We start from the raw sequence: 23,658 nt of genomic DNA on the forward strand, positions 1-23,658 counted from the left end.
GACCGGTGACGGTCCCCTCGAGGTCACCAAGGAGGGGCGCGGCATCGTGATGCGCGTGCCGCTCGAGGGTGGGGGCCGGCTCGTCGTGGAGATGACCGCCGACGAGGCGAGTGACCTGCGGGAGGCGCTCACCTCCGTCTCGCCCTGATCGGGTGAGCGTGACGACGGGGTCGGGCGTGCCCGGGACCCCGGCCGAGGGCGTGCCCTTCGCCGAGCCCGGACTCCCGACCCCCCTGGCCGACGTGGTGTGCGTCGACCCGGGCACCGCCCCGGCAGGCGACGCGCTCGTGCGCCTGCGACGCACCGTCGACGCCGAGGGCGAGTCCCTCCCTGCCCCGGAGCCGACGCCGAGCGGCTGGACCGCGTCACCGGGCGCGGTCACGGCCCTGGCTCCGTCCGACGGGGCCGGCCGGTGGCTCGTCGGCGCGGGCGGCGGGTCGGAGTCCGACTGGCGCGCCGCCGGGGCCGCCGCCGTGCGGGTCGTGACGGGCCGCTCCGAGCCCGGCGAGCTGTACGGCGCCCTCGACGGCGACGTCGCGCGGGTGCTCGTGGCGATCGAGGACGGCCACCCGGGACCCGACGACGACGCGGCGTGGGCGGCGCTCGCGACCGGTCTCCTGCTCGGGTCGCACCGGTTCTCGGTCCGCTCGTCGGCGCCGGCCGAACCGCCCACGGTGCGGGTGGCCGTTCCCGGGGACGCCAGGCCCGCGGTCGAGCGGGCCCTCGTGCTGGCCCGCGCGACGGCCACCGCCCGCGACCTCGCCGACACCCCCTCGGGGGCGAAGTCCCCCGCGTGGTTCGCCGACCAGGCGGTCGCGGTGCTGGGGTCGGTGCCGGGCCTCGAGCTCGTGGTCCGCGACGAGGCCTGGCTCGCCGAGGAGGGGTTCGGCGGCGTACTGGCGGTCGGCGGTGGATCCTCGCGGCCACCGCGGTTCCTCGAGATCTCGTGGTCCCCGGCGGGCGCGGACCGGCACGTGGCGCTGATCGGCAAGGGCATCACGTTCGACACCGGCGGCATCTCGATCAAGCCGAACGCCGGCATGGCCGACATGCGCACCGACTGCTCCGGGGGCGCCGCGGTCGTCGGCGCGCTGGCGGCGATCGCCACGCTCGGGCTGCCGGTGCGCGTCACCGGCCTGGTCCCGCTCGCGGAGAACCACGTCTCGGGCTCGGCCTACCGGCCCGGTGACGTCGTCCGCCACTACGACGGCCGCACCTCCGAGGTCACCAACACCGACGCCGAGGGCCGGATGGTCCTCGCGGACGCCCTCGGCTGGGCGGTCGCGACCCTCGAGCCGGACGTGATGGTCGACGTCGCCACGCTCACCGGCGCGATGAAGGTCGCCCTGGGCGTGCGGACCGGCGGGCTCTTCGCGACCACGGACGACCTCGCGCGCCGCCTCGTCGACGCGGGCGGGGAGACCGGCGAGGCGTGGTGGGCGATGCCGCTGGCCGCCGCGCACGACTCCGACGTCGACTCCACCCTCGCCGACGTCCGGCAGGCGCCGCCCGGGCCCGGTGGGATCGTCGCGGCGCTGTTCCTGCAGCGTTTCACCGGCGGGCTGCCCTGGGCCCACCTCGACATCGCCGGCCCCGCGCGGTGCGACTCGCCCCACGAGGAGGTCGCCAAGGGCGCGACCGGGTTCGCGGCGCGCACGCTCGTCGAGTTCGTCGCCCGCTCCTGAACCCCGCTCAGGACAGGAGCGAGGCGCAGAGCAGCCCGTCGGACACCGGGAGCAGCAGGGGCGCGAGCCGTTCGTCGGCCCGCACCGCGCGCACCGTCTCCCGCAGCGCCGAGGAGATCGCCTCCCGGCGTACCTGGTCGCTCACCCGCCCGGTCCACAGGACGTTGTCCAGGGCCACCACCCCGCCGGGACGCAGCAGCCGCACCGCCTCCTCGAGATAGCGCGGGTACTCCACGGTGAGCGCGTCGACGAGCACGAGGTCGTAACCGGAGTCGGAGAGCCGCGGCAGCACGTCCAGCGCCCGCCCGGTGATCATCCGGACGCGGCCGGGTGCGAACCCGCCCTCGAGGCACGCCTGGCGGGCCAGACCCTGGTGCGGCGCCTCGCAGTCGATGCTGGTCAACAGCCCCTCGCGCGGCATCCCGCGCAGCAGGCTCACCGTGCCGAGCCCGGCCCCGGAGCCGATCTCGACGACGCTGCGCGCGCGGGTCGCCGAGGCCAGGAACGTCAGGGCCGCGCACGCGCCCGGCCCGATCGGGACGATCCCGTGCTCGGTGGCCCGTACCCGCGCCGCCGCGAGGACCTCGTCGTCGCCGGTGAAGTGCTCGGCGCGGGCGCGGAGACGCTCGGTGGCGCCTGCCTCGCCGGTGGGGTCGGTGAGCGCCACGGTGACCGCGGCCTCGTCGTCGTTGTCCTGGTCGGCCGGGGGATCACCGAGCGGGCGGAGGCCTGGCTGCTCGGGGAGCGTCTCGTCGGCTCCGTGCCGTCCCGCCCCGTGCCTCTCGGCCCCCGACCCGCGCCGACCGGCGGGGGTGGACGTGGCGCGCAGCGGTTCAGTCGGTACCCGGGGGTAGACCGGGATGCGGTTGCTGCCGTGCGCACCGCCTGCCCGCCCGCTCGGGGGCCGGGCCGCGCCGCGGCGCCTGCCCGCGAGTCCGGGGGCGCTCGACGTGGACCCCGTTCCCGCGTCATCGTGAGGTGCTTGCGGAGTCCGGTCCGTAGGGGTCGCATCCAGGGGAGCACGCCGGTGGGCGGCCCCCGGCGGCGAGGGGGTGCTCGTGGAATCGACGACGCGCAGGGCGGCACGGGCGCGACGGGACTCACCGTCGTCGCCACCGCCCCGGCGGCCCCCGTCCTCCGTCACGCGAACCAGGCTAGATCGCGATCACGCCACCCGGTCCGCGCCGCGCCGCGCCTCGACCCCTATGGGTCGAGCTCCCCTATCGGCGTGCTCCCTTGAATGTCGCTCCGTCTCCCGTGGATCCTCAGCCCCCTCTCAGACGACCCTCACCCGGGTGTCATACCGAGCGGAGAGAGTGTGGCCATGACCGAGACGCTCGCCGCGCGCCCTGTCGGACCGGACGTGGGTTCCTCCGGCGCCGCCACGACCCACGCGGGCGCCTTCACCGACGGCGCCGAGGGATGGACACCGCCGTCCTGGGACGACGTGGTCCGCGAGCACGCCGACCGGGTCTACCGCCTGGCCTACCGGCTCACCGGCGACGCACACGACGCCGAGGACCTCACCCAGGAGACCTTCATCCGGGTGTTCCGCTCGCTCGCGGCCTACAAGCCGGGCACGTTCGAGGGCTGGCTGCACCGGATCACGACGAACCTGTTCCTCGACATGGTCCGCCGCCGCGGCCGGCTGCGGATGGAGGGCCTCCCCGAGGACACCGACCGGCTCCCCGGCGGCGGGCCCGACCCCGAGCAGGTCTTCTCCGAGGCCCACCTCGACCCCGATCTCCAGGGCGCGCTCGACGAGATGGCGCCGGAGTTCCGGGCCGCCGTGGTGCTCTGTGACGTGGAAGGTCTCTCCTACGAGGAGATCGCGGCCACGTTGGATGTCAAACTGGGGACCGTGCGCAGTCGCATCCATCGAGGACGTCAGGCGCTTCGCAGCGCTCTCGAGCGGCGCCGTGCCGAGCGGGCCGCCGAAGAGGGGGCCGGCGGGCACACGCCGGTGACGCTGGGCGCCGGGTCGGCGCCGTGATCGGCCGGCCGCACGGCACCCCCTGGTCCCGCTGGGTGGGGGCCGTCTCGGAGGCGCTGCCCGGTGGGCACCTCTCGCTCGATGCCGTCGTCGCCCACGTCGACGGCGAGCTCCCGGCCGGCCCCGCCGGACGTGCCGCCGCGCACGTGGACCGCTGCCCGGCCTGTGCCGGTGAGGTCATGGCCCAGCGCCAGGCCCGGAGGCGGCTGCGCGGCGCGGACACCCCGGGCGTCCCCGACTCGCTGCTGTGCTCGCTGCGCGCCATCCCCGACTGTGCCGAGCTGCCCGAGGCACCGGCCGGGCTGACCCTCGACGCCGAGGGGAACTTCGTCGTGCCCTCCGGCGCCCCGGGCACGGCTGAGGCCGCCGGGCGCAGGCGCGCCCGCCGCGCCGCTGGTGCCCCGCGCCCCCGCCGTCTCCCGGTGGTGGTCGCGTCCGGCCTGGTCGCCGGGGCCGCGGCCGTGGTGGGGCCCGTCGTCGCCGCGGGGGCCATCCCGGCCGCGGTCACCCCCGGCGGTCCCGCACCCGTCGCGGGCGCCTCCCTCACGGCGGGCGTCCCGGTGCCCCCCGCCGGGGACCGGGGCAATCCGGTGGCCGGCTCGGTCGAGCACGCCGGACCCGCGGGAGCGATCCCCGCGGTGGCGAAGCCGCCGGCCCGGCCGGCCCCCGGCACGACCACTCCGACGAGTCCTCCGGCCTGACCGTTCCTTCACGGTCGACGGCCGAGGATCGGGCGGTGTCGCCGCGCCGTCCTCCGCGCTCTACCGTGGGAGGACGATGACCACCCACCGCGCGCGCACGCCCACGGCGAGTAGGGCAAGCCGTCGCGAGCGCACCCGATGAGAGCGCAGCCATGAGCAGCCCCTGGTCGCGTCACGCGACGACGGAGCGCCCCGACGCGCCCGAGTACGACGACCCCGCCGACGACGCTCCCGCCGACGCCGGGGTCGCCGGCGACGCCCCGACCGGGTCCGGGGCGCCCACGAACGGCCACCACCGTGCGAACGGCCACACCCGGCCCGCGGGTCCCGACGCTGCCGAGGCCTCTCCGGCCGCCGGCAACGGGCACGTCCTGGACGAGGGCGAGATGGCGGCGGCGTTCGCCCGCCCCGCGGACGGGTCCCCCACCGATGCCGCTCCGCGGGCCCGCCCGCGCGAGCAGGCGGGGGCCCGGGAGCCCTCGGTGGCCCTCGCGGGCGCGTTCGGACGGCCCGAGGGCACGCCGGACACGCTCCAGCGCCCGGCGGAGTCCACCCGGCCGCGGCCTGAGCACGAGGCGCAGGACCTCTGGGCCGGCGAGACCACCGAGCGCGACCCCTGGCGGGATCCCGCCGCGGCGGCCGAGCTCGGGGCACCCGCGGTGCGCGAGAGGGAGCCCGGCCCGGACCGGCGTGCCGTCGGGCCCCGCCTCTCGGCGCGCGAGCTGCTGTTCGGTCGGCGCGTGGCGCCGAGCGCCCTGATCGTCCTCGCGGTCATCGCGCTGCTCGTGGGCGCGGTCGGCGGGGTCGTCGGACACCTGACCGCCGCGGGCTCGGACGCCCTGGTCGACCCGGGCGCGAGCCTCGCCCAGGTCGACCCGGGCAAGGAGCGGCCGGCCGGGTCGGTGGCCGACGTCGCGGGGCGCGTCGTGCCCGCCGTCGTGTCCATCGAGGTCCGGTCGGGCACGACGGGCGGCACCGGGTCCGGCGTCGTCATCGACCCGCGCGGGGACATCGTCACCAACAACCACGTGGTCTCGCTCGCCGCCACCGATCCCCGCGCGACCCTGGAGGCGGTCTTCGCGTCCGGGATGCGGGCCACGGCGCGGATCGTCGGGCGCGACCCGCAGACCGACATCGCCGTGGTCAAGGTCGACGTCGCGAACCCCGTGGTCGCCCAGCTCGGACGGTCGTCCGACCTGAAGGTGGGCGACGGCGTCATCGCGATCGGCTCGCCGCTGGGTCTCGCGGGCACCGTCACCACCGGCATCGTCAGCTCACTGCGCCGGCCGGTGCGCCTCGACGCGGAGTCCGCCAACGCCAACCCCGTCATCGACGCCATCCAGACCGACGCCGCGATCAACCCTGGCAACTCCGGCGGTGCGCTCGTCGACTCCACCGGCGCCGTCGTCGGGATCAATACCGCGATCCGCACGCTCGGCGGCACCGACAGCTCCGGCCAGGGCGGCTCGATCGGGCTGGGCTTCGCGATCCCGATCGACGACGTCCGCGTCATCGCGCAGTCGCTCATCCAGACCGGCGGCTTCGCGCACACCGACCTGGGCGTGAACGCGAAGTCGGTCACCGACGGCACCGCGGACGGCGCACAGATCCTCAACGTCGTCCAGGGTGGTCCGGCGGCCCGCGCCGGGGTGCTGGAGGGTGACGTCGTCACGCGCGTCGACGACCGGCCCATCGCCTCCGCCGACGAGCTGACGGTGGCCATCCGCGAGCACCGCCCGGGCGAGACGGTGACCCTCGGCGTCGTGCGTGGCGGCCGGCCGTTGTCGCTGCAGGCGCAGCTCTAGGAGGAGCCGTGTTCGAGAGCGTCGGGTGGGGCGAGATCCTCGTCCTGGCCCTGATCGGGCTCTTCGTGCTGGGCCCGGAACGCCTCCCCGGCGCGGTGCGGTGGGTCTCCGACACCGTGCGCACCGTCCGCGAGTACGCGGCAGGCGCCCGGGACCAGCTGCGCGACGAGATCGGGCCGGAGTTCGAGGACCTCCGCAAGCCCCTCGAGGAGCTCCGCTCGATCCGCGACCTGGACCCGCGCCGCGCGGTGCGGCGCACGTTGTTCGACCCGATCGCCGACGGCACCTGGAGCGGCGCCGCGACCCCGGCCGCCCCGGACCCGGCGACGGCGGGCGGGGCGGCGGCGGCCCTGACGGCCGGGAACGGGTCGGGGACGAACGGGAACCACGGGCTCCCCGCGTCCGGGGCCGGTGGTGCGGTCAAGGGCCAGTCGGACCGGGCGGCCCCCCTCGCGCCGGGCGAACAGGCCCCGTTCGACCCCGACGCGACCTGACGTCAGGCCCCGTCGGCGATCTGCTGGGCCATCGGGTTGGCGCGCATCCGCCCGGCCGGGTCGAGGCAGCGCAGGATCGCGCCGGTGATGGCGTCGAGGTCGGCGATCCGGTCGGGCCCGACGGCGTCGACGACGAGGCGTCGCACCTCGGCCGCGTGACCTGGGGCGGTGGCGACGACCTTCTCCCACCCGGCGTCGGTCAGTCGCGCCATCGTGACCCGCCCGTTGCCCGCGCAGGGCTCGCGCGCGACCCAGCCCTGCTGCTCCAATCGCGACACCACGTGGGAGAGGCGGGAGAGCGAGGAGCTGACCATGGAGGCGAGCTCGCTCATCGGCATGACGCGGTCACGGGACTCGGAGAGCATGGCGAGCACCAGGTAGGAGAACTGGGTGAGGCCGGCGTCGCGCTGCAGCTGCGCGTCGAGGGCGGCGGGGAGCAGGGTCATCACCGCGGCCGTACGGCGCCAGGCGTGCTGCTCGTCGGCGGTCAACCAGTCGGCCATGGACACAGCTTACACTTGAGGCTTCAACTGTCCAGCGTGTACCGTGATGATTGAACCTTCACCTCCCAGGAGCGCGCCCATGAGTTCCCCGTTCGACACCGCCACCCCGGGCGCTGCCTTCGACGCCTTCGTCGGACCGGCCCGCGACACGGCCGCGGGTCGCCGCCCATGGACTCCCGAGGACGGTCCGCTGCCGGCCGTCTACCTCTCGCACGGCGCGCCGCCGCTCTACGACGACGGCGAGTGGATGGGTGAGCTGTTCGGCTGGGCGGAGCGGATGCCGCAGCCCCGGGCGATCGTCATCGTGTCCGCGCACTGGGAGTCCGCGCCGCTGACGATCTCCTCGCCCGGCGAGGGCACCCCGCTCGTCTACGACTTCGGCGGCTTCGCGCAGCGCTACTACACGATGACCTACGCGACGCCGGACGCGACCGCGCTCGCCGACCGTCTGACCGCGATGCTCGAGGGCACGGAGAACGTCCACCGATCCGCGCGCGGGCTCGACCACGGGGCCTGGGTGCCGCTGTCGGTGATGTACCCGAACGCCGACCTCCCGGTGATCCAGGTGAGCATGCCGGACGAGGACCCCGACCGGCTGATGCGGATCGGCGCCCGGCTGCGGGAGCTGCGCGCGGAGGGCGTGCTCGTCGTCGGCTCCGGGTTCATGACCCACGGGCTGCCGTTCCTCACCCGCGACATGCTGCGCGGCGACTCGGTTCCCGGCTGGACCGACGACTTCGACGCCTGGGCCTCCGACGCCCTGGCCCGCGGCGACGTCGAGGAACTGCGGCGCTTCCGCTCGGCCCCCGGCATGCCCTACGCGCACCCCACCGTGGAGCACTACGTGCCCCTCTTCGTCACCCTCGGGGCCGCGACCGACGCGGAGGTCCCGGCGACCACTGAGATCGACGGGATGATGTGGGGTCTCTCGCGGCGGTCGTTCTCGCTGGCCTGATCCGCTAGCGTCGCCGCCGATGCACACCGCGGCGGGTCCCGGCGCCTGATGCGCCGCGGGGGCGGGCCACTCACGGTCCTCGCCCTCGCCCAGGCCGCGGCCACCTACGAGTTCACGGTCGGGTTCGTCGCCCTCCCGGCGATCGTCGTCGACCTGGACGTCGCTCCCGCCCTCGTGCCGTGGGTGCCCGGCGCGTACGCGGTGGTGTTCGGCGGCGCACTGCTGGCGGCCGGGCGGCTCGCCGACCGGCTCGGGGTGCGGCGCGTGCTCCGCGTCGCCCTGTTGGGCCTGGGCGCGACGACGGCCGTCGTCGCCCTGGCGGGATCGCCCACCGTCCTGCTGGCGGGTCGGGCGGGCCAGGGACTCGCGGCCGCCGCGCTGCAACCGGCGGTGCTGGGCGTGATGACGCGGGTGGCGACCGGTCCCGGGCGAGCGCGGACCTGGAGCGTCTGGAGCGCGGTCGGGGCAGGCGGGCTCGCCCTCGGGGCGGCGGGGGGCGGGGTGCTGGTCGCCCTCGACTGGCGGCTCGCGGTCGGCGTCGTCGTGCCGGTGTGCCTGTTCGCGGCGTGCGTCGCGGGCGTCCTGCCGTCCGAGCCTGCCGTCGCCGAGCCCGTCCGCGTCCCCGTCCGGTCGGCGGCGGTCACGACGACGGCGGGGGTCGCCACGGCCGCGAGCCTCACCCTCGGCGGCACCCTGGGGTGGACCGCGCCGGCCACCGTGACGGCGATCCTGCTCGCCGTCGTGTCCGCGGTCGGCGTCTTCCTGGGGGAACGGTCCGTGGCGCCGCTCCTGGGCCGCGACCTGCGCCGGCGACCCGACGTCCGGCTCGGCGCGCTCCTCGCCGCCGCGTACATGGCGGGCCCCGGCGCGCTGTACTACCTCGTGACGACGATGCTCGCCGATCTCCCGGGCTTCCCGCCCGCGGCGGCGGGCCTGCTGCTCCTGCCGCTGGCCGTCGGCGTCGTGGTCGGCAGCGCGCTGTCGGGGCGGCTGATGGTGTGGGTCGGCGAGGAGCGGGGCGCGCCGCTGGGGTTCGGCGTGGCCGCGCTCGGAACCGTCGGGGTGGCGCTCGCGCTGTCGGCGGTCGGCGGGCTCGCGGCGTCGTCGCTGGTCGCGGGCCTGGGCAGCGGTGTGGCCTTCGCGGCCGTGTTCGCCCTGGCGGGTCGCGACGTGCCGTCCGATCGTCGGGGCGCGGCCGGCGGCATCGTGGTGGCGGCGCAATACCTGGCGAGCGCGGCGTCGTTGGCGGCGTTCGGGGTGCTCGCGGGTCCGGTCGGGCACCGGGGCGTGCTGCTCCTCGCCGGGGCCGTCTCGCTCGTGGGCGCCGTGGCGGCCCAGGTGGGTCGGCGACGCGGAGCTCGCGAAGATCAAGGAGTCACCACGCGGTCGGGCGGAGATCCGGATGACCGATGGTGACTCCCTCGCCGGTAGCGGCCCTGCGGTGCCATCTCGAAGATCAACAGACTTCCATGGGTGTCCGGGTGGGCCGGGAGGACCCGTGCTGGTCCGCTGATCATGCGCCCGGCCGCCCGTGCGGGGCGCACCGCGATCACCAGGACGGTGCGGTGGTCGGTGGTGGGTCGAGACAGCGACGTGGTCCCGCTGATCATGCGCCGTCGCCGGATCGGCGGCCCGAGCGCGGTGCGCCGCTCAGCGGCGGGTGACGGCGACGAGGTAGCGGACCGGGGTGTCCGAGGCGTTGCGGTAGGCGCAGTCCGCGGGCGGGCCGAGCTCGAGGCAGTCGCCCGCGGCGAGGCGGTGGGTGGTCGGGCCCTCGTCGAACTCCAGCTCGCCGTCGAGCACCCAGATCTGATGGCCGAGGAACGCGTACGTGTCGGCGGCGAACGCGGCCTCGGCGTGGGCGGGCATGGTCACCTCGACCAGTTCCAGGTCTCCCCCGGAGCGGGGCGACACGGCCCGGCGGGTGTAGCCCGACGTCGGGTCGGTCCAGGTCGGTTGGTCGACGACTCGTGCGACGCGGCCGCTGCCCTCCGCGCGGGCGACGAGCTCCGAGAGGCTCAGGCCCAGGGCTCCCGAGAGGCGGCCGAGAAGCGCCGCGGTGGGTTGGGCGTCCCCCGCCTCGACCTTGGCGATCATCGCCCGGGAGACGCCTGCGCGGTCCGCGAGCGCGCGGACGGTGAGGTCGCGCTCGACCCGACGCTCCCGGACGGCCGCCGCGAGCGAGGTGGTCAGTGCGTCCATGTGGCCACTATAGCGGCCATATAGTGCTACTTTCGTGAACCGTGCTCAGCATCCGCGAGGCCACGGCCGACGACGCCTCCGCGTGCGCCTCGATCTACGCGCCCTATGTCCGCGACACGGTCATCAGCTTCGAGACCGTCCCGCCGGACGCCGAGGAGATGGCCGCGCGGATCCGGGGCTCGTCGGCCTGGCTCGTGGGTGAGGAGTCGGGCCGGGCCGTCGGCTACGCCTACGCCGGTCCGTTCAACGCCCGGGAGGCCTACCGCTGGTCCTGCAACGTCAGCGTGTACCTGGAGCACGGTCGCCGTCGCACCGGGGCGGGCCGCGCGCTGTACGAGGCGCTGTTCGTGCGGCTGGTCGACCTCGGCTACCGGCGCGCGGCGGCGGGCATCACGCTGCCGAACGAGGCGAGCGTCGGGCTGCACGCGGCGCTCGGCTTCGAGCCGGTCGGCACGTTCGGCCGCGTCGGCTGGAAGCACGACGGGTGGCACGACGTCGCGTGGATGCAGCGGAATCTCTCACCCGACGAGTGATCGACGACGCTTCCCGGACGTCCAGTGTCAGGAACGAGTCATTCCTGACGTCGGGTCAGCGGCCGCTCGGCGAGATGTTCAGCGACATCCCCGCCAGGCCGCGGGCCCGGACGGTGAGCTTGTCCGACACGGCGCGCAGGGCCACGCCCGCCGCGGACTGCGGCGCCGAGAGCACCAGCGGCACGCCGGAGTCGCCGCCCTCGCGCAGGGCGGTGTCGATCGGGATCTGGCCCAGCAGCGGCACCTCGGACCCGACCGCCTTCGTCAGCGAGTCCGCCACCTGCTGACCGCCACCGGAACCGAACAGGTCCATCCGCGACCCGTCGGGCATGTCCATCCACGACATGTTCTCGACGACGCCGACCAGCCGCTGGCGGGTCTGCAGCGAGATCGCGCCTGCGCGCTCGGCGACCTCGGCGGCGGCCTGCTGCGGCGTGGTCACCACGAGCAGTTCGGCGTTCGGGATCAGCTGCGCGACGGAGATCGCGATGTCCCCGGTGCCGGGCGGCAGGTCGAGGAGCAGGACATCGAGGTCGCCCCAGAAGACGTCGGCGAGGAATTGCTGCAGCGCGCGGTGCAGCATCGGGCCGCGCCAGACGACCGGCGTGTTGCCGGGGGTGAACATCCCGATCGAGATGACCTTCACCCCGTGCGCCTGCGGCGGCAGGATCATCTCGTCGACCTTGGTGGGCAGGGCGTCGGCCCCGAGCATGCGCGGCACCGAGTGGCCGTAGATGTCGGCGTCGACCACCCCGACCTTGAGGCCCTTCTCGGCCATGGCCGCGGCCAGGTTCACCGTCACCGAGGACTTGCCGACGCCGCCCTTGCCCGAGGCCACCGCGTAGACCCGGGTCATCGAGCCCGGCTGCGCGAACGGGATGACCGGCTCGTCGGCGTCGCCCTTGACCTTGCGGCGCAGCTCCTTGCGCTGCTCGTCGTCCATGACGTCGAGCTCGACCGACACCGCCGAGACGCCGGACACCGTGGACACGGCGTCGGTCACCCGGGAGGTGATGGTCTCCTTCATCGGGCAGCCGGACACCGTCAGGTAGATCGCGACCTCGACCTTGCCGTGGTCGAGGACACGCACGTCCTTGAGCATGCCGAGCTCGGTGATCGGGCGGTGGATCTCGGGGTCCTCGACACCGGACAGCGCGGTGCGGATCGCCTCGACCGACGGGGAACCAGACATGACCCGATGCTACGTGGCGTCCTCGTCCGACCCGGGGCCCGCGTGGTAGTTGCCACCCGTGCGCGCCCCGGCGTTCTCGAGCGCTCGGCCGAGCGCCCGCTCGACGGCCTTGTCCACGGCCCGCTCGACGGCCTTGTCCACGACCCGGTCCAGGGACTTCTCGAGCGTCCGGTCCATCGACTTGTCGACCGCCCGGGTGAGCGTGCGCTGCATCTCGCGGTCGATGCCGCTGCGCTCCGCGCCCCGCTCGGAGAGCTCGCTGCGCAGGAAGTCGCGGGTCACCATCTCGCCGACGGCCAGCCGGACGGCCGCGAGCTCGCGCGAGAGGTACTCGGTGTCGGCGATGGTCCGCTGCGCCCGCGTCCGGTCCTCGTCGAGCGAGACCCGGTCACGGTCGTCCTGGCGGTTCTGCGCGAGCAGGATCAGCGGTGCCGCGTAGGCCGCCTGGGTGGAGAACGCCAGGTTGAGCAGGATGAACGGGTAGGGGTCCCACTTCCCGAGGATCCCGATGAGGTTCAGGGCGATCCAGATGACGACGAGCACCGTCTGCCAGAGCAGGTAGGTGCCTGTCCCGAGGAAGCGGGCGAGGCGTTCCGCGGCACGGCCGAAGGCCTCGGTGTCGAGCTCGACCCGCAGGCGACGCTGCGGGCCGGCGGGGGTGTCGAGCCGGTATCGGCTGGAGCGCTCAGGCACGGCGGCCTCCGCGGGACGGTCGGGCGGTGGAGGAGGACGGGGCGGTCGCCTTCGCGGCCGCCTTCCCGGCGGGCAGCGCGGACGGCGGGACCCGCAGGCCACCCGTCGTCGTGGGGTCCGGGTCCTGGGTGCGCCAGTCCTCGGGCAGCAGGTGGTCGAGCACGTCGTCGACGGTCACCGCGCCCAGCAGGTGGTCGTTGTCGTCGATCACCGGGCCGCACACCAGGTTGTACGTCGCGAAGTAGCGGGTGACCTCGGTGAGCGAGGCGTCCGGGTGCAGCCGGGTCAGCTCGGCGTCGAGCACCCCCGCGACGAGGGCGAACGGCGCCTCGCGCAGCAGCCGCTGGGAGTGCACGCAGCCGAGGTAGCGGCCGGTGGGCGTCGCCGACGGCGGGCGCGCGACGAACACCATCGAGGCCAGCGCCGGGGTGATGTCCGGGTTGCGCACCCGCGCCAGGGCCTCGGCGACCGTCGAGTCGGGCGTGAGCACGATCGGCTCGGGGGTCATCATGCCGCCCGCGGTGTCCGCCGAGTACGTCAGCAGCCGGCGCACCGACTGCGAGTCCTCGGGCTCCATGAGGCCCAGCAGCTGCTCGGACTCCGGGTCGGGCAGGTCGGCGAGCAGGTCCGCGGCGTCATCGGGGTCCATCGCCTCGAGGACGTCGGCGGCGCGCTCGGACGCCAGGTGGCGGAGCAGGTCGCGCTGTTCGACGGCCGGCAGTTCCTCGAGGACGTCGGCGAGGCGCTCGTCGCCGAGCCCGTCGGCGACGTCGTGCCGGCGGCGCTGCGGCAGGTCGAGCAGGGCCTGCGCGACGTCGGCCGGGCGCATGTCCTCGAACGTCGCCAGCAGTTGCTCGGTGCCCTGCCCCTCCTCGGCGAGGGACAGGCCGCTCACCGCCGCCCAGGGCAGCACCTGCACCGGGCCCCGGCGTCCGAGCCGACCGAGGCGCTCGGTGACCGCGAGGCGGGTGATCAGCCAGTCCCGGCTGCGGGTGTGCTCCATGAGGACGTCGGCGACGGTCGCGTCGGCGTCGTGGTCGACGACCCGGACGGCCGCGTCGAGCATCTCGCCCACGACGAGGACCTCGTTCGGGCGCTGCGCGAAGGGGCGCAGGTTCACCTGCCCGGTGGACAGGGTCACCGCGCCCGCGTCGATCGCGGTGACCCGCAGCATGGGCACGAAGATCCGTCGGCGGGAGCCGACACCGACGACGAGGCCCAGGACACGGGGCGGGCGGGGCCCGACCGACACGGCCGACACCGCGTCCCGGACCCGGCCGATGTTCTCCCCGTCGGGCCCCAGGACGGGCAGCCCAACCATGCGGGCGACGAACACCCTGGTCATCGCTGTGCTGGCGGCGCGGGTCACGCCCCGGAGGTTAGCTGCGACGGTCGAGTTGCCGGTGGTGAGAGGGTGAGCGCGGGACGACGCGCGGGGGAGTAACGCGGAAGTCGACGCCGACGCCTGAGAGCGTCTTCACCTGAATCGGCACAGCTGCGCCCGCGCGTGTCAGCATCCCGGTCAACCAGATGTCTCCACGACGAAGACGTGGAGGCCCTCGAGGAGGTCAGTGCGAGTGAGTGTCGAGAACCGTCCGCGCCGGTCGTGCCTCGCGGTGCCCGGCTCGAGCCAGAAGTTCATCGACAAGGCCCGCGGCCTGCCCGCGGACCAGATCTTCCTGGATCTCGAGGACGCCTGCGCCCCGCTGGCTAAGCCGGATGCCCGCAAGACGATCGTGTCCGCGCTCAACGAGGGCGGCTGGGAGGGCAAGGCCCGGGTCGTCCGCGTGAACGACTGGACGACCGAGTGGACCTACCGCGACGTCACCGAGGTCGTCGAGGGTGCTGGCGCCAACCTCGACGCCATCATGCTGCCGAAGGTGCAGACCGCCGCGCAGGTGCACGCCCTGGACTTCATGCTCACGCAGATCGAGAAGACCATGGGCTACGAGGTCGGGAAGATCGGCATCGAGGCGCAGATCGAGAACGCGCTGGGCCTGACGAACGTCAACGCGATCGCCGCCGCGTCGCCGCGCATGGAGACCATCGTCTTCGGCCCGGCGGACTTCATGGCCTCGATCAACATGAAGTCGCTCGTGGTCGGTGAGCAGCCCCCCGGCTACACCGAGGGTGACGCCTACCACTACATCCTCATGCAGATCCTCATGGCCGCCCGCGCCTTCGACCTGCAGGCGATCGACGGCCCGTACCTGCAGATCCGCGACGTCGACGGCTTCACCCGGGTCGCGAAGCGGGCGGCGGCGCTGGGCTACGACGGCAAGTGGGTGCTCCACCCCGGCCAGATCGACGCCGCGAACGAGACGTTCTCGCCCGACCAGAACGACTACGACCACGCCGAGAACATCCTCGACGCCTACGAGTACTTCACCTCCGAGGCCGGGGGGAAGAAGGGCTCGGCGATGATCGGCGACGAGATGATCGACGAGGCGTCGCGCAAGATGGCGCTGGTCATCGCGGGCAAGGGGCGCGCGGCGGGCATGACCCGCGGCGAGCGCTGGACGCCCCCGGAGAGCTGAGCGTTCCGGGCCAAGGGCGCCCTTCGCCCGGAACCGCGCGGCATACTCGTCGGTAATCACCCCAGAGCAGGGAGCACGACGCATGGCACGCCTCGCCCAGACCGCGGGTCTCACGGATATCCAGAACGAGATCCTCTCCACGGTCCGCGACTACGTGGACAAGGAGATCATCCCGACCGCCCAGGAGCTCGAGCACGCCGACGAGTACCCGCAGGCGATCGTCGACGGGATGAAGGAGATGGGCCTGTTCGGGCTCATGATCCCGGAGGAGTACGGCGGTCTCGGCGAGTCCCTGCTGACCTACGCACTGGTCGTCGAGCAGATCGCGCGCGGGTGGATGAGCGTCTCGGGCGTCATCAACACCCACTTCATCGTCAGCTACATGCTCATCCACCACGGCACCGAGGAGCAGAAGCAGAAGTATCTGCCGCAGCTCGCGACCGGGGAGATGACCGGCTCCTTCTCGATGTCCGAGCCGGAGCTCGGTTCCGACGTCGCGGCCATCAAGACCCGCGCGAAGGTCGACGGCGACGACTACGTGGTCGACGGCGCCAAGATGTGGCTGACCAACGGCGGCTCCTCGAACCTGACCGCGGTGCTCGTCAAGACCGACGAGGGCGCCGAGCGGCCGTACCAGAACCTGACGACGCTGCTCGTCGAGAAGCCGCGCGGGTTCGGCAAGGTCGCGGAGGGCCTCTCGATCCCCGGCAAGATCGACAAGATGGGCTACAAGGGCGTCGACACCACCGAGATGGTGTTCGACGGCTACCGGCTCCCGCAGACCCAGGTGCTCGGCGGGCAGTCGGGCAAGGGCTTCGCGCAGATGATGGACGGCGTCGAGGTCGGCCGCGTCAACGTGGCGGCCCGGGCCTGCGGCATCGCGATCCGCGCCTTCGAGCTCGGCATCGAGTACGCCCAGCAGCGCTCCACCTTCGGCAAGCCGATCGCCCAGCACCAGGCGATCGCGTTCAAGCTCGCCGAGATGGCCACCAAGGTCGAGGCCGCCCACCTGATGATGGTCAACGCCGCGCGCCTCAAGGACAGCGGCGAGCGCAACGACGTCGAGGCGGGCATGGCCAAGATGATCGCCTCGGAGTACTGCAAGGAGGTCACCGAGGAGTCGTTCCGCATCCACGGCGGCTACGGCTACTCCAAGGAGTACGAGATCGAGCGGCTCATGCGTGAGGCGCCGTTCCTGCTCATCGGCGAGGGCACCTCCGAGATCCAGAAGACGATCATCAGCCGCGGCCTGCTCAAGGACTACAAGCTGCGCAGCTGAGCGGCTCGATCGAGGCCCCGTCATGTCAGAAAAGTCCCGTTGCCGACGCTCAACGTCCGCAACGGGACTTTTCTGACGTCGGGCCTCGCGGCCGTTCGGCCGAGTGAGGGAGGGAGCACACACCCCGCGTGGGCACTTTCCTCCGATGCGGTCCGTTGGAAGGATGCTCGGACCGATAGCACGCGGAGGAAGTCGTGAGCTCGCCGTTCATGGGGAACCGACCCGGAGCTGCTCCGGGGCTGCCGAACCTGCCGGAGCCGCCCTCGGGCTGGCCGGTCGGGTCGTACGACAAGTACGAGGGGGCACAGCGCGCGGTCGACCACCTCGCCGACAACGACTTCCCCGTCGCGGACGTGACCATCGTCGGGGTCGACCTGATGCTCGTCGAGCGGGTGATCGGTCGGCTGACGTGGGGGCGTGTGCTCGCCACCGGCGCGGCCTCCGGGGCGTGGCTCGGCCTGTTCGTCGGCGTGATCCTGTCGCTGTTCAGCGCGAACGGCTCGATCGGCGCGATCCTGCTCGGTCTCGGGATGGGCATCGTGTTCGGCATCGTCAGCGGCGCGATCACGTACGGCGCGTCACGGGGGAGGCGGGACTTCACCAGCGCCAGCCAGATGGTCGCCGGCCGTTACGACGTGCTCTGCCAGCCCCGCAACGCCGAGAAGGCCCGCGACATGCTCGCCAAGCTCGCGATCGGCACCGAGCAGACGTAGTCCGGTTCCCGACGACAGGTGCCGGAGCGCCGCCCGGCGTCGCGAGCAGGCCCTACCCACCGCGGTGCCTCCGGTGGTCTGGCCCCGCGGGACCCGAGTGGACCTCCACGGTCGTCGACGCAGCCCCGAGGGTCCACTCGATCGGCACCGTGGCACCCCGAGGGTCCGAGTGGACCCTCAGGGCTGATGCCGCAGCCATGAGAGTCCACTCGACGAGCTCGAGCAGGTGCCTACGGCCCACCTCCACCGACCCCGGTCGCCCGCACGACCGAGAGCGGCATGGCCACGTCCTCGAGCGACTTGCGCTCGGCGTCGACGCCGAGCACCGCCGCGACGATGCCGCCGACGATCATGACCACGGCGCCGAGGATGTAGGCGTAGAAGAGCCCCGACTCGCTCGGGGCGTCCTTCGGACCGATCATCGCCGCATAGACCAGCGGGGCCACCGACCCGAAGACCTGGGCGATCGCGAAGAACACCGCGATGGCCTTGGCGCGGACCTCCATCGGGAAGATCTCGGAGACCGTCAGGTACGCGGCGCTCGCGCCAGCCGACGCGAAGAAGAAGATCACGCACCAGGCGATGGTCTGCGTCGTCGCGTTGAGCGCCCCCGCCTTGAACAGGAACGCGCTGATGATCAGGAGCGCGCCGGCCAGGATGTAGGTCCCGGCGATCATCTTCCGGCGTCCTATGGTGTCGAAGAACCGGCCCAGCAGGAGTGGGCCGAGGAAGTTCCCGATCGCGAACGGGATGTAGTAGATCGACGTGTCCGCGTCGGGTCCGAGATAGAAGTTCGCCAGCACGATCGCGTACGAGAAGAAGATCGCGTTGTAGAGGAACGACTGGGTGATCATCAGGACCGCACCGAGGGTGGAGCGGCCCGGATACGTTCGGAACAGCACTCTCAACAGCGCGATGTACCCCGTCTGCGGACTGGGCTTGATCTCCAAAGCCCGGGTCTCGTCGACCGGGCCGACCTCCTTGCCCGTCGCGGCGACCTCACGCTCGATGTACTCGATCGACTTCTCGGCCTCGTCGGCCCGGCCGTGCATGATCAGCCAGCGCGGGCTCTCCGGCACCGCCCGGCGGAGGACGACGATCACGATCGCCAGCACCGGGCCGATGAGGAACGCGACGCGCCAGTCGAGGCCGGGGCTGATGGCGCCCGAGAGGAGCGGGACCTGGATCGCCGCGGCGATCGCGGCGCCCGCCCAGTACGTGCCGTTGACGGCGATGTCGGTCTGGCCCCGGTACCGCGCCGGTATCAGTTCGTCGATGGCCGAGTTGATCGCCGCGTACTCGCCGCCGATCCCGGCGCCCGCGATGAACCGGGTCGCGTAGAGGAACGTCAACGACCAGGCCCCGGAGCCGAGCGTGAAGGCGGTGAGGGCGCTGCCGCCGAAGTAGATCGACAGCGTGATGAAGAACAGCCGGCGTCGGCCGAGCCGGTCGGAGAGGTTCCCGAAGACCAGCGCACCGACCACCTGTCCCAGCAGGTAGACCGTCGCGAGGAAGCCCACGGCGGTGGTCGAGAGGCCGAGCCGGTCGCCGTCGGTCAGCTTCTCGCCCACGTTGCTGGCGATGGTGATCTCGAGACCGTCGAGGATCCAGCAGGTCCCGAGGGCCACGACCATCCGTGTGTGGAACGGGGACCAGGGCAATCGGTCGATCCGGGCCGGGATCAGGGACCGCACACTCCCCGGCTGCTGAGTGGTCCCGTCTGCCGTGGTCACGTGTGCGCCCTCCCGACTTCCGCCGCTGGAACGCCGTGAGCGTAACCACACAGTCACGCAGCGGAAGACCGAAATTTCACACCGGGGGACGTTCGGCGGAAGCCGTTACAACCAGTGGTTGCGCCGGAACGTCCGGAAGAGCCAGGCGCAGATCACCACGATCACGACGATCACCAGCGGGTAGCCGAACGTCCAGTGCAGCTCGGGCATGTAGTCGAAGTTCATGCCGTAGATGCCCGCGAACATCGTCGGCACGGCGAGGAGCGCCGCGTACGCGGTGATCTTGCGCATGTCGTTGTTCTGCCGCAGCGTGATCTTGGCCAGCACCGCGTCCACCAGCGTGGTGAGCAGCTCGTCGAACTGCGCGACGCGCTCCGACACCGTCACGAGGTGGTCGTCCACGTCGCGGAAGTAGCTGCGGACGTCGGTGGGGACCAGGGGCGAGTACCCCTCCGTGAGCCGGCGCAGCGGGGCCACCAGGGGCTGGACGGCGCGGCGGAGCTCGAGCACCTCGCGCTTCATCAGGTAGATCTGGTCGGCGCCCAGCTCGGAGTACGGCGCGAACACCTCGGCCTCGATGGTGTCGATGTCGCCCTCGACGGCGACCGAGACCTCCAGGTAGGCGTCGACGATGTGGTCGGCGATCGCGTGCAGCACCGCGGCCGGGCCGAGCGCGAGCTGCTCGGGCTCGTCCTCGAGCATCCGCCGCACCCGCCGCAGCCCGGAGTGCTGGCCGTGCCGGACGGTGACGACGAAGTCCTTCCCGACGAAGCACATCAGCTCGCCCGACTCCACGATCTCGTTCGCGGTGGTCGGGGAGGCGTGCGCGACGTAGCGGACGGTCTTGAAGACCGAGAACACCATGTCGTCGTAGCGCTCGATCTTCGGGCGCTGGTGGGCCTGGACCGCGTCCTCGACGGCGAGCGGGTGCAGCCCGTAGACCTCGGCGATGTCGTCGATCTGCACGGCGTCGGGCTCGTGCAGGCCGACCCACACGAAGCCCTCCTCGCGCCGGCGGACCTCCTCGATCGCCTCGCGGTGGTTCCAGCGCCCCTTGAGCCGCTTGCCGTCGACGTAGACCGCGCAGTCGACGACGAAGGCCGAGAGCGGTACGTGCGGGACGTGGACACCCTTGTCGAGCGCACGCGGGCGGCGTCCGCGGACGGTCGGGCGCAGCGAGGGGAGAGCGGGCATGGTGGGTCTCCGTAGGGCTCGAACGACCCGGGGGCCGGTTCAGCGGGATCTCGGACGGATCTCCGCGTCGCTCCGGGGACCACGACGGTGCCGTGCCGTCGTCAGCGGCCCCTCGAGAGGACGCGGCCGGTACTCCCGGGATCGGCGCCCTGCTGCTCGGTCGTGGCCACGTCCACCTCCTCGGTTCCCGGGTCCGGACGATCTCCCGACCGGACCCGCCGGGGGACGGCCGGACGGCTGCCGGGGTGGGTCCGGTGTCGCACGCGTCACGCATCCGTGCGTCCACGTGCGCTTCCGCGATGGTCCATCCTACGGGTCGTCGCGGGCGGCGTGCCGCCCGGACGGCCCGGGAGACGACGACGTTCAGGGAGTGGACACGTGCAGTTCGGTCGGTACTTCGAGGAGTTCGAGGTCGGGGCGACCTACAAGCACTGGCCCGGCAAGACGGTCACCGAGTACGACGACCACCTCTTCTGCCTCATCACGATGAACCACCACCCGCTGCACCTCGACAGCCACTACGCCGAGGGCACCCAGCAGGGGCGCAACGTCGTCGTCGGGAACTACGTCTACTCGCTGCTGCTCGGCATGTCGGTGGCCGACGTCTCCGGCAAGGCGATCGCGAACCTGGAGGTCGAGTCGCTTCGTCACGTCAAGCCGGTGTTCCACGGCGACACGATCTACGGCGAGTCGACGGTGCTCGACAAGAAGGAGTCGAGCTCGAAGAACGACCGCGGGGTCGTGCAGGTCGAGACGATCGGCTACAACCAGGACGGCGTGGTGGTCTGCATCTACCGCCGCAAGGTGATGGTCCCCAAGCGGCCGGTCACCGAGTCCGACGAGGCCGCCCTCGCCGCGGAGCAGCCGAACCGCCCGGTGCCGCAGGAGCGCTGAATCGGGAGACACCCGCTCGGTGTGTCGGTCACGGTCGGTCACGGCATGGCCCTACTATCCGGCCGTGTGGACGTGAAGAAGCTCGTCGGCGCGATCGTCGTGATCTTCGTGCTGTTCTTCATCATCACCCAGCCCCACGCGGCGGCGAACTTCGTCCTGGAGATCCTCCACTTTCTCGAGTACATCGCCCTGTCGATCATCACCTTCCTGAAGTCGCTGTTCTGACCGATCGCGGGGGTACGCTCCTCACGTCCCGGTCCTGGGGCAGGAGGGGAGACCGCCGTGCTGGCACCTCGCGAGGTCGACGAGTACGTCCTGCCGACCGAGCGCCGGGTGATCCGGTTCCGCCGCCACTGGGTGGTCATCGTCAACGAGGTCGTCCAGGCCACGGTGCTGATGGTGATCCTCATGGTCGCGGCCGCGCTGCTCCCCGAGGGCCCGGTGCTCTCCAACCTGCTCTGGTACGGCGGCCTGCTCGTGCTGATCAAGGCGGCGTACAAGGTCAGCGAGTGGTGGGTGGAGAAGGTCGTCATCACCGACAAGCGTGTGATGCTGACCCAGGGCGTCTTCACCCAGAAGGTCGGCATGATGCCGCTCGGGAAGGTCACCGACCTGACGTTCGAGCGGACGCTCACCGGCCGCATGCTGGGCTACGGCACGATGATCATCGAGTCCGCCGGTCAGATCCAGGCGCTGAACCGCATCGACTTCCTGCCCGACCCCGAAGAGGTCTACGAGGCGATCTCCGAGCTGGTGTTCGGGGAGAAGCGGCAGACGCCCAGCCGGCCCTGATCCCGGGTACACCCCGACCGTGATCGATCTCCACCTCCACTCGAACGCCTCGGACGGCACCGACGACCCCGACGACGTCGTCCGACTGGCCGTCGACGCCGGCGTCACCACGCTCGCGCTCACCGATCACGACACGACGGCCGGCTGGGCCGCCGCGGCCGACGCCGTGGCGACGATGCCGTCGGGCGTCCGGCTGGTGCGCGGCGCCGAGTTCTCGACGGCGAGCCCCGACGGCCGGGGCGGGACCGTGTCGGCGCACCTGCTGGGCTACCTGTTCGACCCGGCCCACCCGGCGATCCTGGCGGACCAGGAACGGCTCCGCGAGGAGCGGACCCGGCGCATGGCGGTGATGACCGAGCGGCTGCGCGCCGACGGGTACGACGTCGACCCGGCGGCGATCGCGGCCCGCACCGGGGCGCCGGTCGGGCGCCCGCACCTGGGGCGGGCGCTCGTCGAGATCGGTGCGGTCGACTCGGTCGGCGACGCGTTCGACTCGTTCCTGGCCAAGGGCGGCAGGTACTACGAACCCAAGGCCGACACCCCGATCGCCGACGCCATCGCCACGATCCGGAAGGCCGGCGGCGTCGCCGTGTGGGCGCACCCCTGGGCCCGCCTGCGGGGTGACGTGATCGAGCCCGAGGTGATCGCCGACCTCGCCGGGCGCGGACTCGCCGGGCTCGAGGTGGACCACCGCGACCACTCTCCGGAGGACCGCGCACGGCTCCGGGCGCTAACCCGCGACCTGGACCTGCTGGCAACCGGGTCGAGCGACTACCACGGGGCCAACAAGACGATCCCGATCGCGGCCGAGACCACCGCTCCGGAGGTCCTCGACGCCCTCGTCGAGCAGGCCACCGGTGCGGAGATCGTGACGAGCGGGCAATAGGCTGGAACCGATGAGCGGGCAGCTGACTCTCCAGGACATGCCCTCTCCGCTGATCAAGATCACCCCCGCGCGGCTGGCCACCTTCGAGGACTGCCGCCGTCGCTACCGCATGACCTATCTCGACCGTCCGGCCCCGCCCCGCGGGGGCGCCTGGGCGCACGCCACCCTCGGCGCGGTGGTGCACAACGCGCTGCGGGCGCTCTTCGAGCTCCCCGTCGCCCGCCGCTCCGCCGAGCGGGCCGCCTCCCTGGTGGAGCGGCACTGGGTCTCCGAGGGGTTCCGGGACGACCACCAGGCCGGTGAGTACCGCGCCCGGGCGCAGGACTGGGTGGCCCGCTACGCCGACGAGCACGGCGCCACGGTCGGTGAGCCGCTCGGGCTGGAGCGCTGGGTGGCCGCGCCGGTCGGGGGCATCGTCGCCGAGGGCCGCGTCGACCGGATCGACGATCGCGTCGCCGACAGTGCCGGCGACCCACCCGCCCGCGAAGCCGTCGTCGTGGACTACAAGACCGGCCGGTGGGTTCCCGACGCGCAGGACGCCCGGTCCTCCCGGGCGCTCGCGCTCTACGCCTTGGCCGCGGCGCGCACCCTGCGCCGCGCCTGCCGTCGGGTGGAGCTGCACCACCTGCCCTCGGGCACCGTCGCGAGCACCGTCCACGACGAGGCCTCGCTCGCGCGCCATCGACGTCGGGCGGAGGAGTCGGTCGTCGACATGGCGGCCGCGGACGCGGCGCTCGCGGCGGGCGGGGATGCCGAGGCGCTCTTCCCGCCGTCGCCGGGGCCGCGGTGCGCGCAGTGCGATTTCCGGCGGCACTGCCCCGAGGGCCGCGCCGCCGCGCCACCGCTGGAACCCTGGGCGCTGCTCGCCCCGTGA

The 23,658-nt window shown here is 72.9% G+C and carries 24 protein-coding genes and 1 pseudogene; 17 read left to right on the plus strand and 8 right to left on the minus strand.

All coding sequences use genetic code 11. The features are described from left to right. Window positions 1-148, plus strand: a 148-nt coding sequence (locus tag VGH76_RS20200; protein WP_331558581.1) for a DUF3117 domain-containing protein, incomplete at its 5' end; no start/stop codon positions are given. Between the two features lie 10 nt (window positions 149-158). Further along, window positions 159-1,685, plus strand: coding sequence for a leucyl aminopeptidase family protein (locus VGH76_RS20205; RefSeq protein WP_331558582.1), 1,527 nt, complete (start codon window positions 159-161; stop codon window positions 1,683-1,685). A 7-nt stretch (window positions 1,686-1,692) separates the two neighbouring features. Here VGH76_RS20205 and VGH76_RS20210 read toward each other — a convergent pair whose 3' ends face one another. Continuing rightward, window positions 1,693-2,352, minus strand: coding sequence for an O-methyltransferase (locus VGH76_RS20210; protein ID WP_331558514.1), 660 nt, complete (start codon window positions 2,350-2,352; stop codon window positions 1,693-1,695). 657 nt (window positions 2,353-3,009) lie between these two features. Here VGH76_RS20210 and sigE point away from each other — a divergent pair. The 4 genes from sigE (at window position 3,010) to tatB (ending at window position 6,678) form a co-directional block, all read left to right on the plus strand. Next, window positions 3,010-3,678, plus strand: coding sequence for an RNA polymerase sigma factor SigE (gene sigE / locus VGH76_RS20215; RefSeq protein ID WP_331558515.1), 669 nt, complete (start codon window positions 3,010-3,012; stop codon window positions 3,676-3,678). Then, complete coding sequence (locus VGH76_RS20220; protein ID WP_331558516.1) at window positions 3,675-4,379, plus strand: zf-HC2 domain-containing protein; 705 nt, start codon at window positions 3,675-3,677, stop codon at window positions 4,377-4,379. The genes sigE and VGH76_RS20220 overlap by 4 nt, the downstream gene beginning before the upstream one ends. Window positions 4,380-4,531: 152 nt before the next feature. Beyond that, a complete protein-coding gene (locus VGH76_RS20225; RefSeq protein WP_331558517.1) occupies window positions 4,532-6,184 on the plus strand; it encodes a S1C family serine protease in 1,653 nt (550 codons plus the stop codon). An 8-nt stretch (window positions 6,185-6,192) separates the two neighbouring features. Then, window positions 6,193-6,678, plus strand: coding sequence for a Sec-independent protein translocase protein TatB (gene tatB / locus VGH76_RS20230; protein ID WP_331558518.1), 486 nt, complete (start codon window positions 6,193-6,195; stop codon window positions 6,676-6,678). A 2-nt stretch (window positions 6,679-6,680) separates the two neighbouring features. Here the strand turns inward: tatB and VGH76_RS20235 are convergent, their stop codons facing one another. After that, entirely contained in the window at window positions 6,681-7,181 is a 501-nt protein-coding gene (locus VGH76_RS20235) for a MarR family winged helix-turn-helix transcriptional regulator (RefSeq protein ID WP_331558519.1), read from the minus strand. Window positions 7,182-7,260: 79 nt separating this feature from the next. Here VGH76_RS20235 and VGH76_RS20240 point away from each other — a divergent pair, with 79 nt between their 5' ends. Together VGH76_RS20240 and VGH76_RS20245 are read left to right on the plus strand one after the other, a co-directional pair. After that, window positions 7,261-8,136, plus strand: coding sequence for a class III extradiol ring-cleavage dioxygenase (locus tag VGH76_RS20240; protein ID WP_331558520.1), 876 nt, complete (start codon window positions 7,261-7,263; stop codon window positions 8,134-8,136). Between the two features lie 48 nt (window positions 8,137-8,184). Then, entirely contained in the window at window positions 8,185-9,552 is a 1,368-nt protein-coding gene (locus VGH76_RS20245) for an MFS transporter (RefSeq protein WP_331558521.1), read from the plus strand. A 234-nt stretch (window positions 9,553-9,786) separates the two neighbouring features. On the opposite strand, the gene VGH76_RS20250 is transcribed toward VGH76_RS20245, so the two are convergent. Beyond that, window positions 9,787-10,338, minus strand: a complete 552-nt coding sequence (locus VGH76_RS20250) for an XRE family transcriptional regulator (protein ID WP_331558522.1) — start codon at window positions 10,336-10,338, stop codon at window positions 9,787-9,789. A 41-nt stretch (window positions 10,339-10,379) separates the two neighbouring features. Here VGH76_RS20250 and VGH76_RS20255 point away from each other — a divergent pair, with 41 nt between their 5' ends. After that, window positions 10,380-10,871 (plus strand): N-acetyltransferase family protein, encoded by a 492-nt coding sequence (locus VGH76_RS20255; RefSeq protein ID WP_331558523.1) that lies wholly within the window; start codon window positions 10,380-10,382, stop codon window positions 10,869-10,871. A 55-nt stretch (window positions 10,872-10,926) separates the two neighbouring features. Here the strand turns inward: VGH76_RS20255 and VGH76_RS20260 are convergent, their stop codons facing one another. From VGH76_RS20260 to VGH76_RS20270, 3 genes and pseudogenes are all read right to left on the minus strand, one after another. Beyond that, a complete protein-coding gene (locus tag VGH76_RS20260) occupies window positions 10,927-12,063 on the minus strand; it encodes an Mrp/NBP35 family ATP-binding protein (RefSeq protein WP_331558524.1) in 1,137 nt (378 codons plus the stop codon). A 252-nt stretch (window positions 12,064-12,315) separates the two neighbouring features. Then, window positions 12,316-12,756 (minus strand): annotated as a pseudogene (locus VGH76_RS20265) (DUF1003 domain-containing protein); the annotation flags it as partial. Further along, window positions 12,749-14,101 carry a magnesium transporter MgtE N-terminal domain-containing protein gene (locus tag VGH76_RS20270; RefSeq protein ID WP_331558583.1) on the minus strand — a complete coding sequence of 451 codons (1,353 nt, stop codon included), beginning with the start codon at window positions 14,099-14,101 and terminating at the stop codon, window positions 12,749-12,751. The pseudogene VGH76_RS20265 and the gene VGH76_RS20270, both read right to left, overlap by 8 nt. A gap of 232 nt (window positions 14,102-14,333) precedes the next feature. On the opposite strand from VGH76_RS20270, the gene VGH76_RS20275 reads away from it, so the two are divergent. The 3 genes from VGH76_RS20275 to VGH76_RS20285 all read left to right on the plus strand — a co-directional run bounded on the left by VGH76_RS20275 (window position 14,334) and on the right by VGH76_RS20285 (window position 17,285). Then, window positions 14,334-15,293, plus strand: a complete 960-nt coding sequence (locus VGH76_RS20275) for a CoA ester lyase (protein WP_331558525.1) — start codon at window positions 14,334-14,336, stop codon at window positions 15,291-15,293. Window positions 15,294-15,375: 82 nt separating this feature from the next. After that, entirely contained in the window at window positions 15,376-16,572 is a 1,197-nt protein-coding gene (locus VGH76_RS20280; RefSeq protein ID WP_331558526.1) for an acyl-CoA dehydrogenase family protein, read from the plus strand. Between the two features lie 194 nt (window positions 16,573-16,766). Then, a complete protein-coding gene (locus VGH76_RS20285) occupies window positions 16,767-17,285 on the plus strand; it encodes a general stress protein (RefSeq protein WP_331558527.1) in 519 nt (172 codons plus the stop codon). A 230-nt stretch (window positions 17,286-17,515) separates the two neighbouring features. Here VGH76_RS20285 and VGH76_RS20290 read toward each other — a convergent pair whose 3' ends face one another. Continuing rightward, on the minus strand, window positions 17,516-18,919 hold the full coding sequence (locus VGH76_RS20290; RefSeq protein ID WP_331558528.1) for an MFS transporter: 1,404 nt from the start codon (window positions 18,917-18,919) through the stop codon (window positions 17,516-17,518). Between the two features lie 204 nt (window positions 18,920-19,123). Continuing rightward, window positions 19,124-20,212: a magnesium and cobalt transport protein CorA gene (locus VGH76_RS20295; protein ID WP_331558529.1), complete on the minus strand. Its 1,089-nt coding sequence runs from the start codon at window positions 20,210-20,212 to the stop codon at window positions 19,124-19,126. Between the two features lie 378 nt (window positions 20,213-20,590). Here VGH76_RS20295 and VGH76_RS20300 point away from each other — a divergent pair, with 378 nt between their 5' ends. The 5 genes from VGH76_RS20300 to VGH76_RS20320 all read left to right on the plus strand — a co-directional run bounded on the left by VGH76_RS20300 (window position 20,591) and on the right by VGH76_RS20320 (window position 23,658). Next, a complete protein-coding gene (locus VGH76_RS20300; protein WP_331558530.1) occupies window positions 20,591-21,106 on the plus strand; it encodes a MaoC family dehydratase in 516 nt (171 codons plus the stop codon). A gap of 66 nt (window positions 21,107-21,172) precedes the next feature. Beyond that, window positions 21,173-21,331: a hypothetical protein gene (locus VGH76_RS20305; RefSeq protein ID WP_331558531.1), complete on the plus strand. Its 159-nt coding sequence runs from the start codon at window positions 21,173-21,175 to the stop codon at window positions 21,329-21,331. Window positions 21,332-21,388: 57 nt separating this feature from the next. Continuing rightward, a complete protein-coding gene (locus tag VGH76_RS20310) occupies window positions 21,389-21,898 on the plus strand; it encodes a PH domain-containing protein (protein ID WP_331558532.1) in 510 nt (169 codons plus the stop codon). Window positions 21,899-21,917: 19 nt separating this feature from the next. Beyond that, the gene (locus VGH76_RS20315; protein ID WP_331558533.1) at window positions 21,918-22,784 is read left to right on the plus strand and encodes a PHP domain-containing protein; all 867 of its coding nucleotides are present in this window, start codon (window positions 21,918-21,920) and stop codon (window positions 22,782-22,784) included. A gap of 10 nt (window positions 22,785-22,794) precedes the next feature. Beyond that, the gene (locus tag VGH76_RS20320; RefSeq protein ID WP_331558534.1) at window positions 22,795-23,658 is read left to right on the plus strand and encodes a RecB family exonuclease; all 864 of its coding nucleotides are present in this window, start codon (window positions 22,795-22,797) and stop codon (window positions 23,656-23,658) included.

It is taken from the genome of Actinomycetospora sp. (assembly GCF_036497585.1).
GTDB lineage: Bacteria > Actinomycetota > Actinomycetes > Mycobacteriales > Pseudonocardiaceae > Actinomycetospora.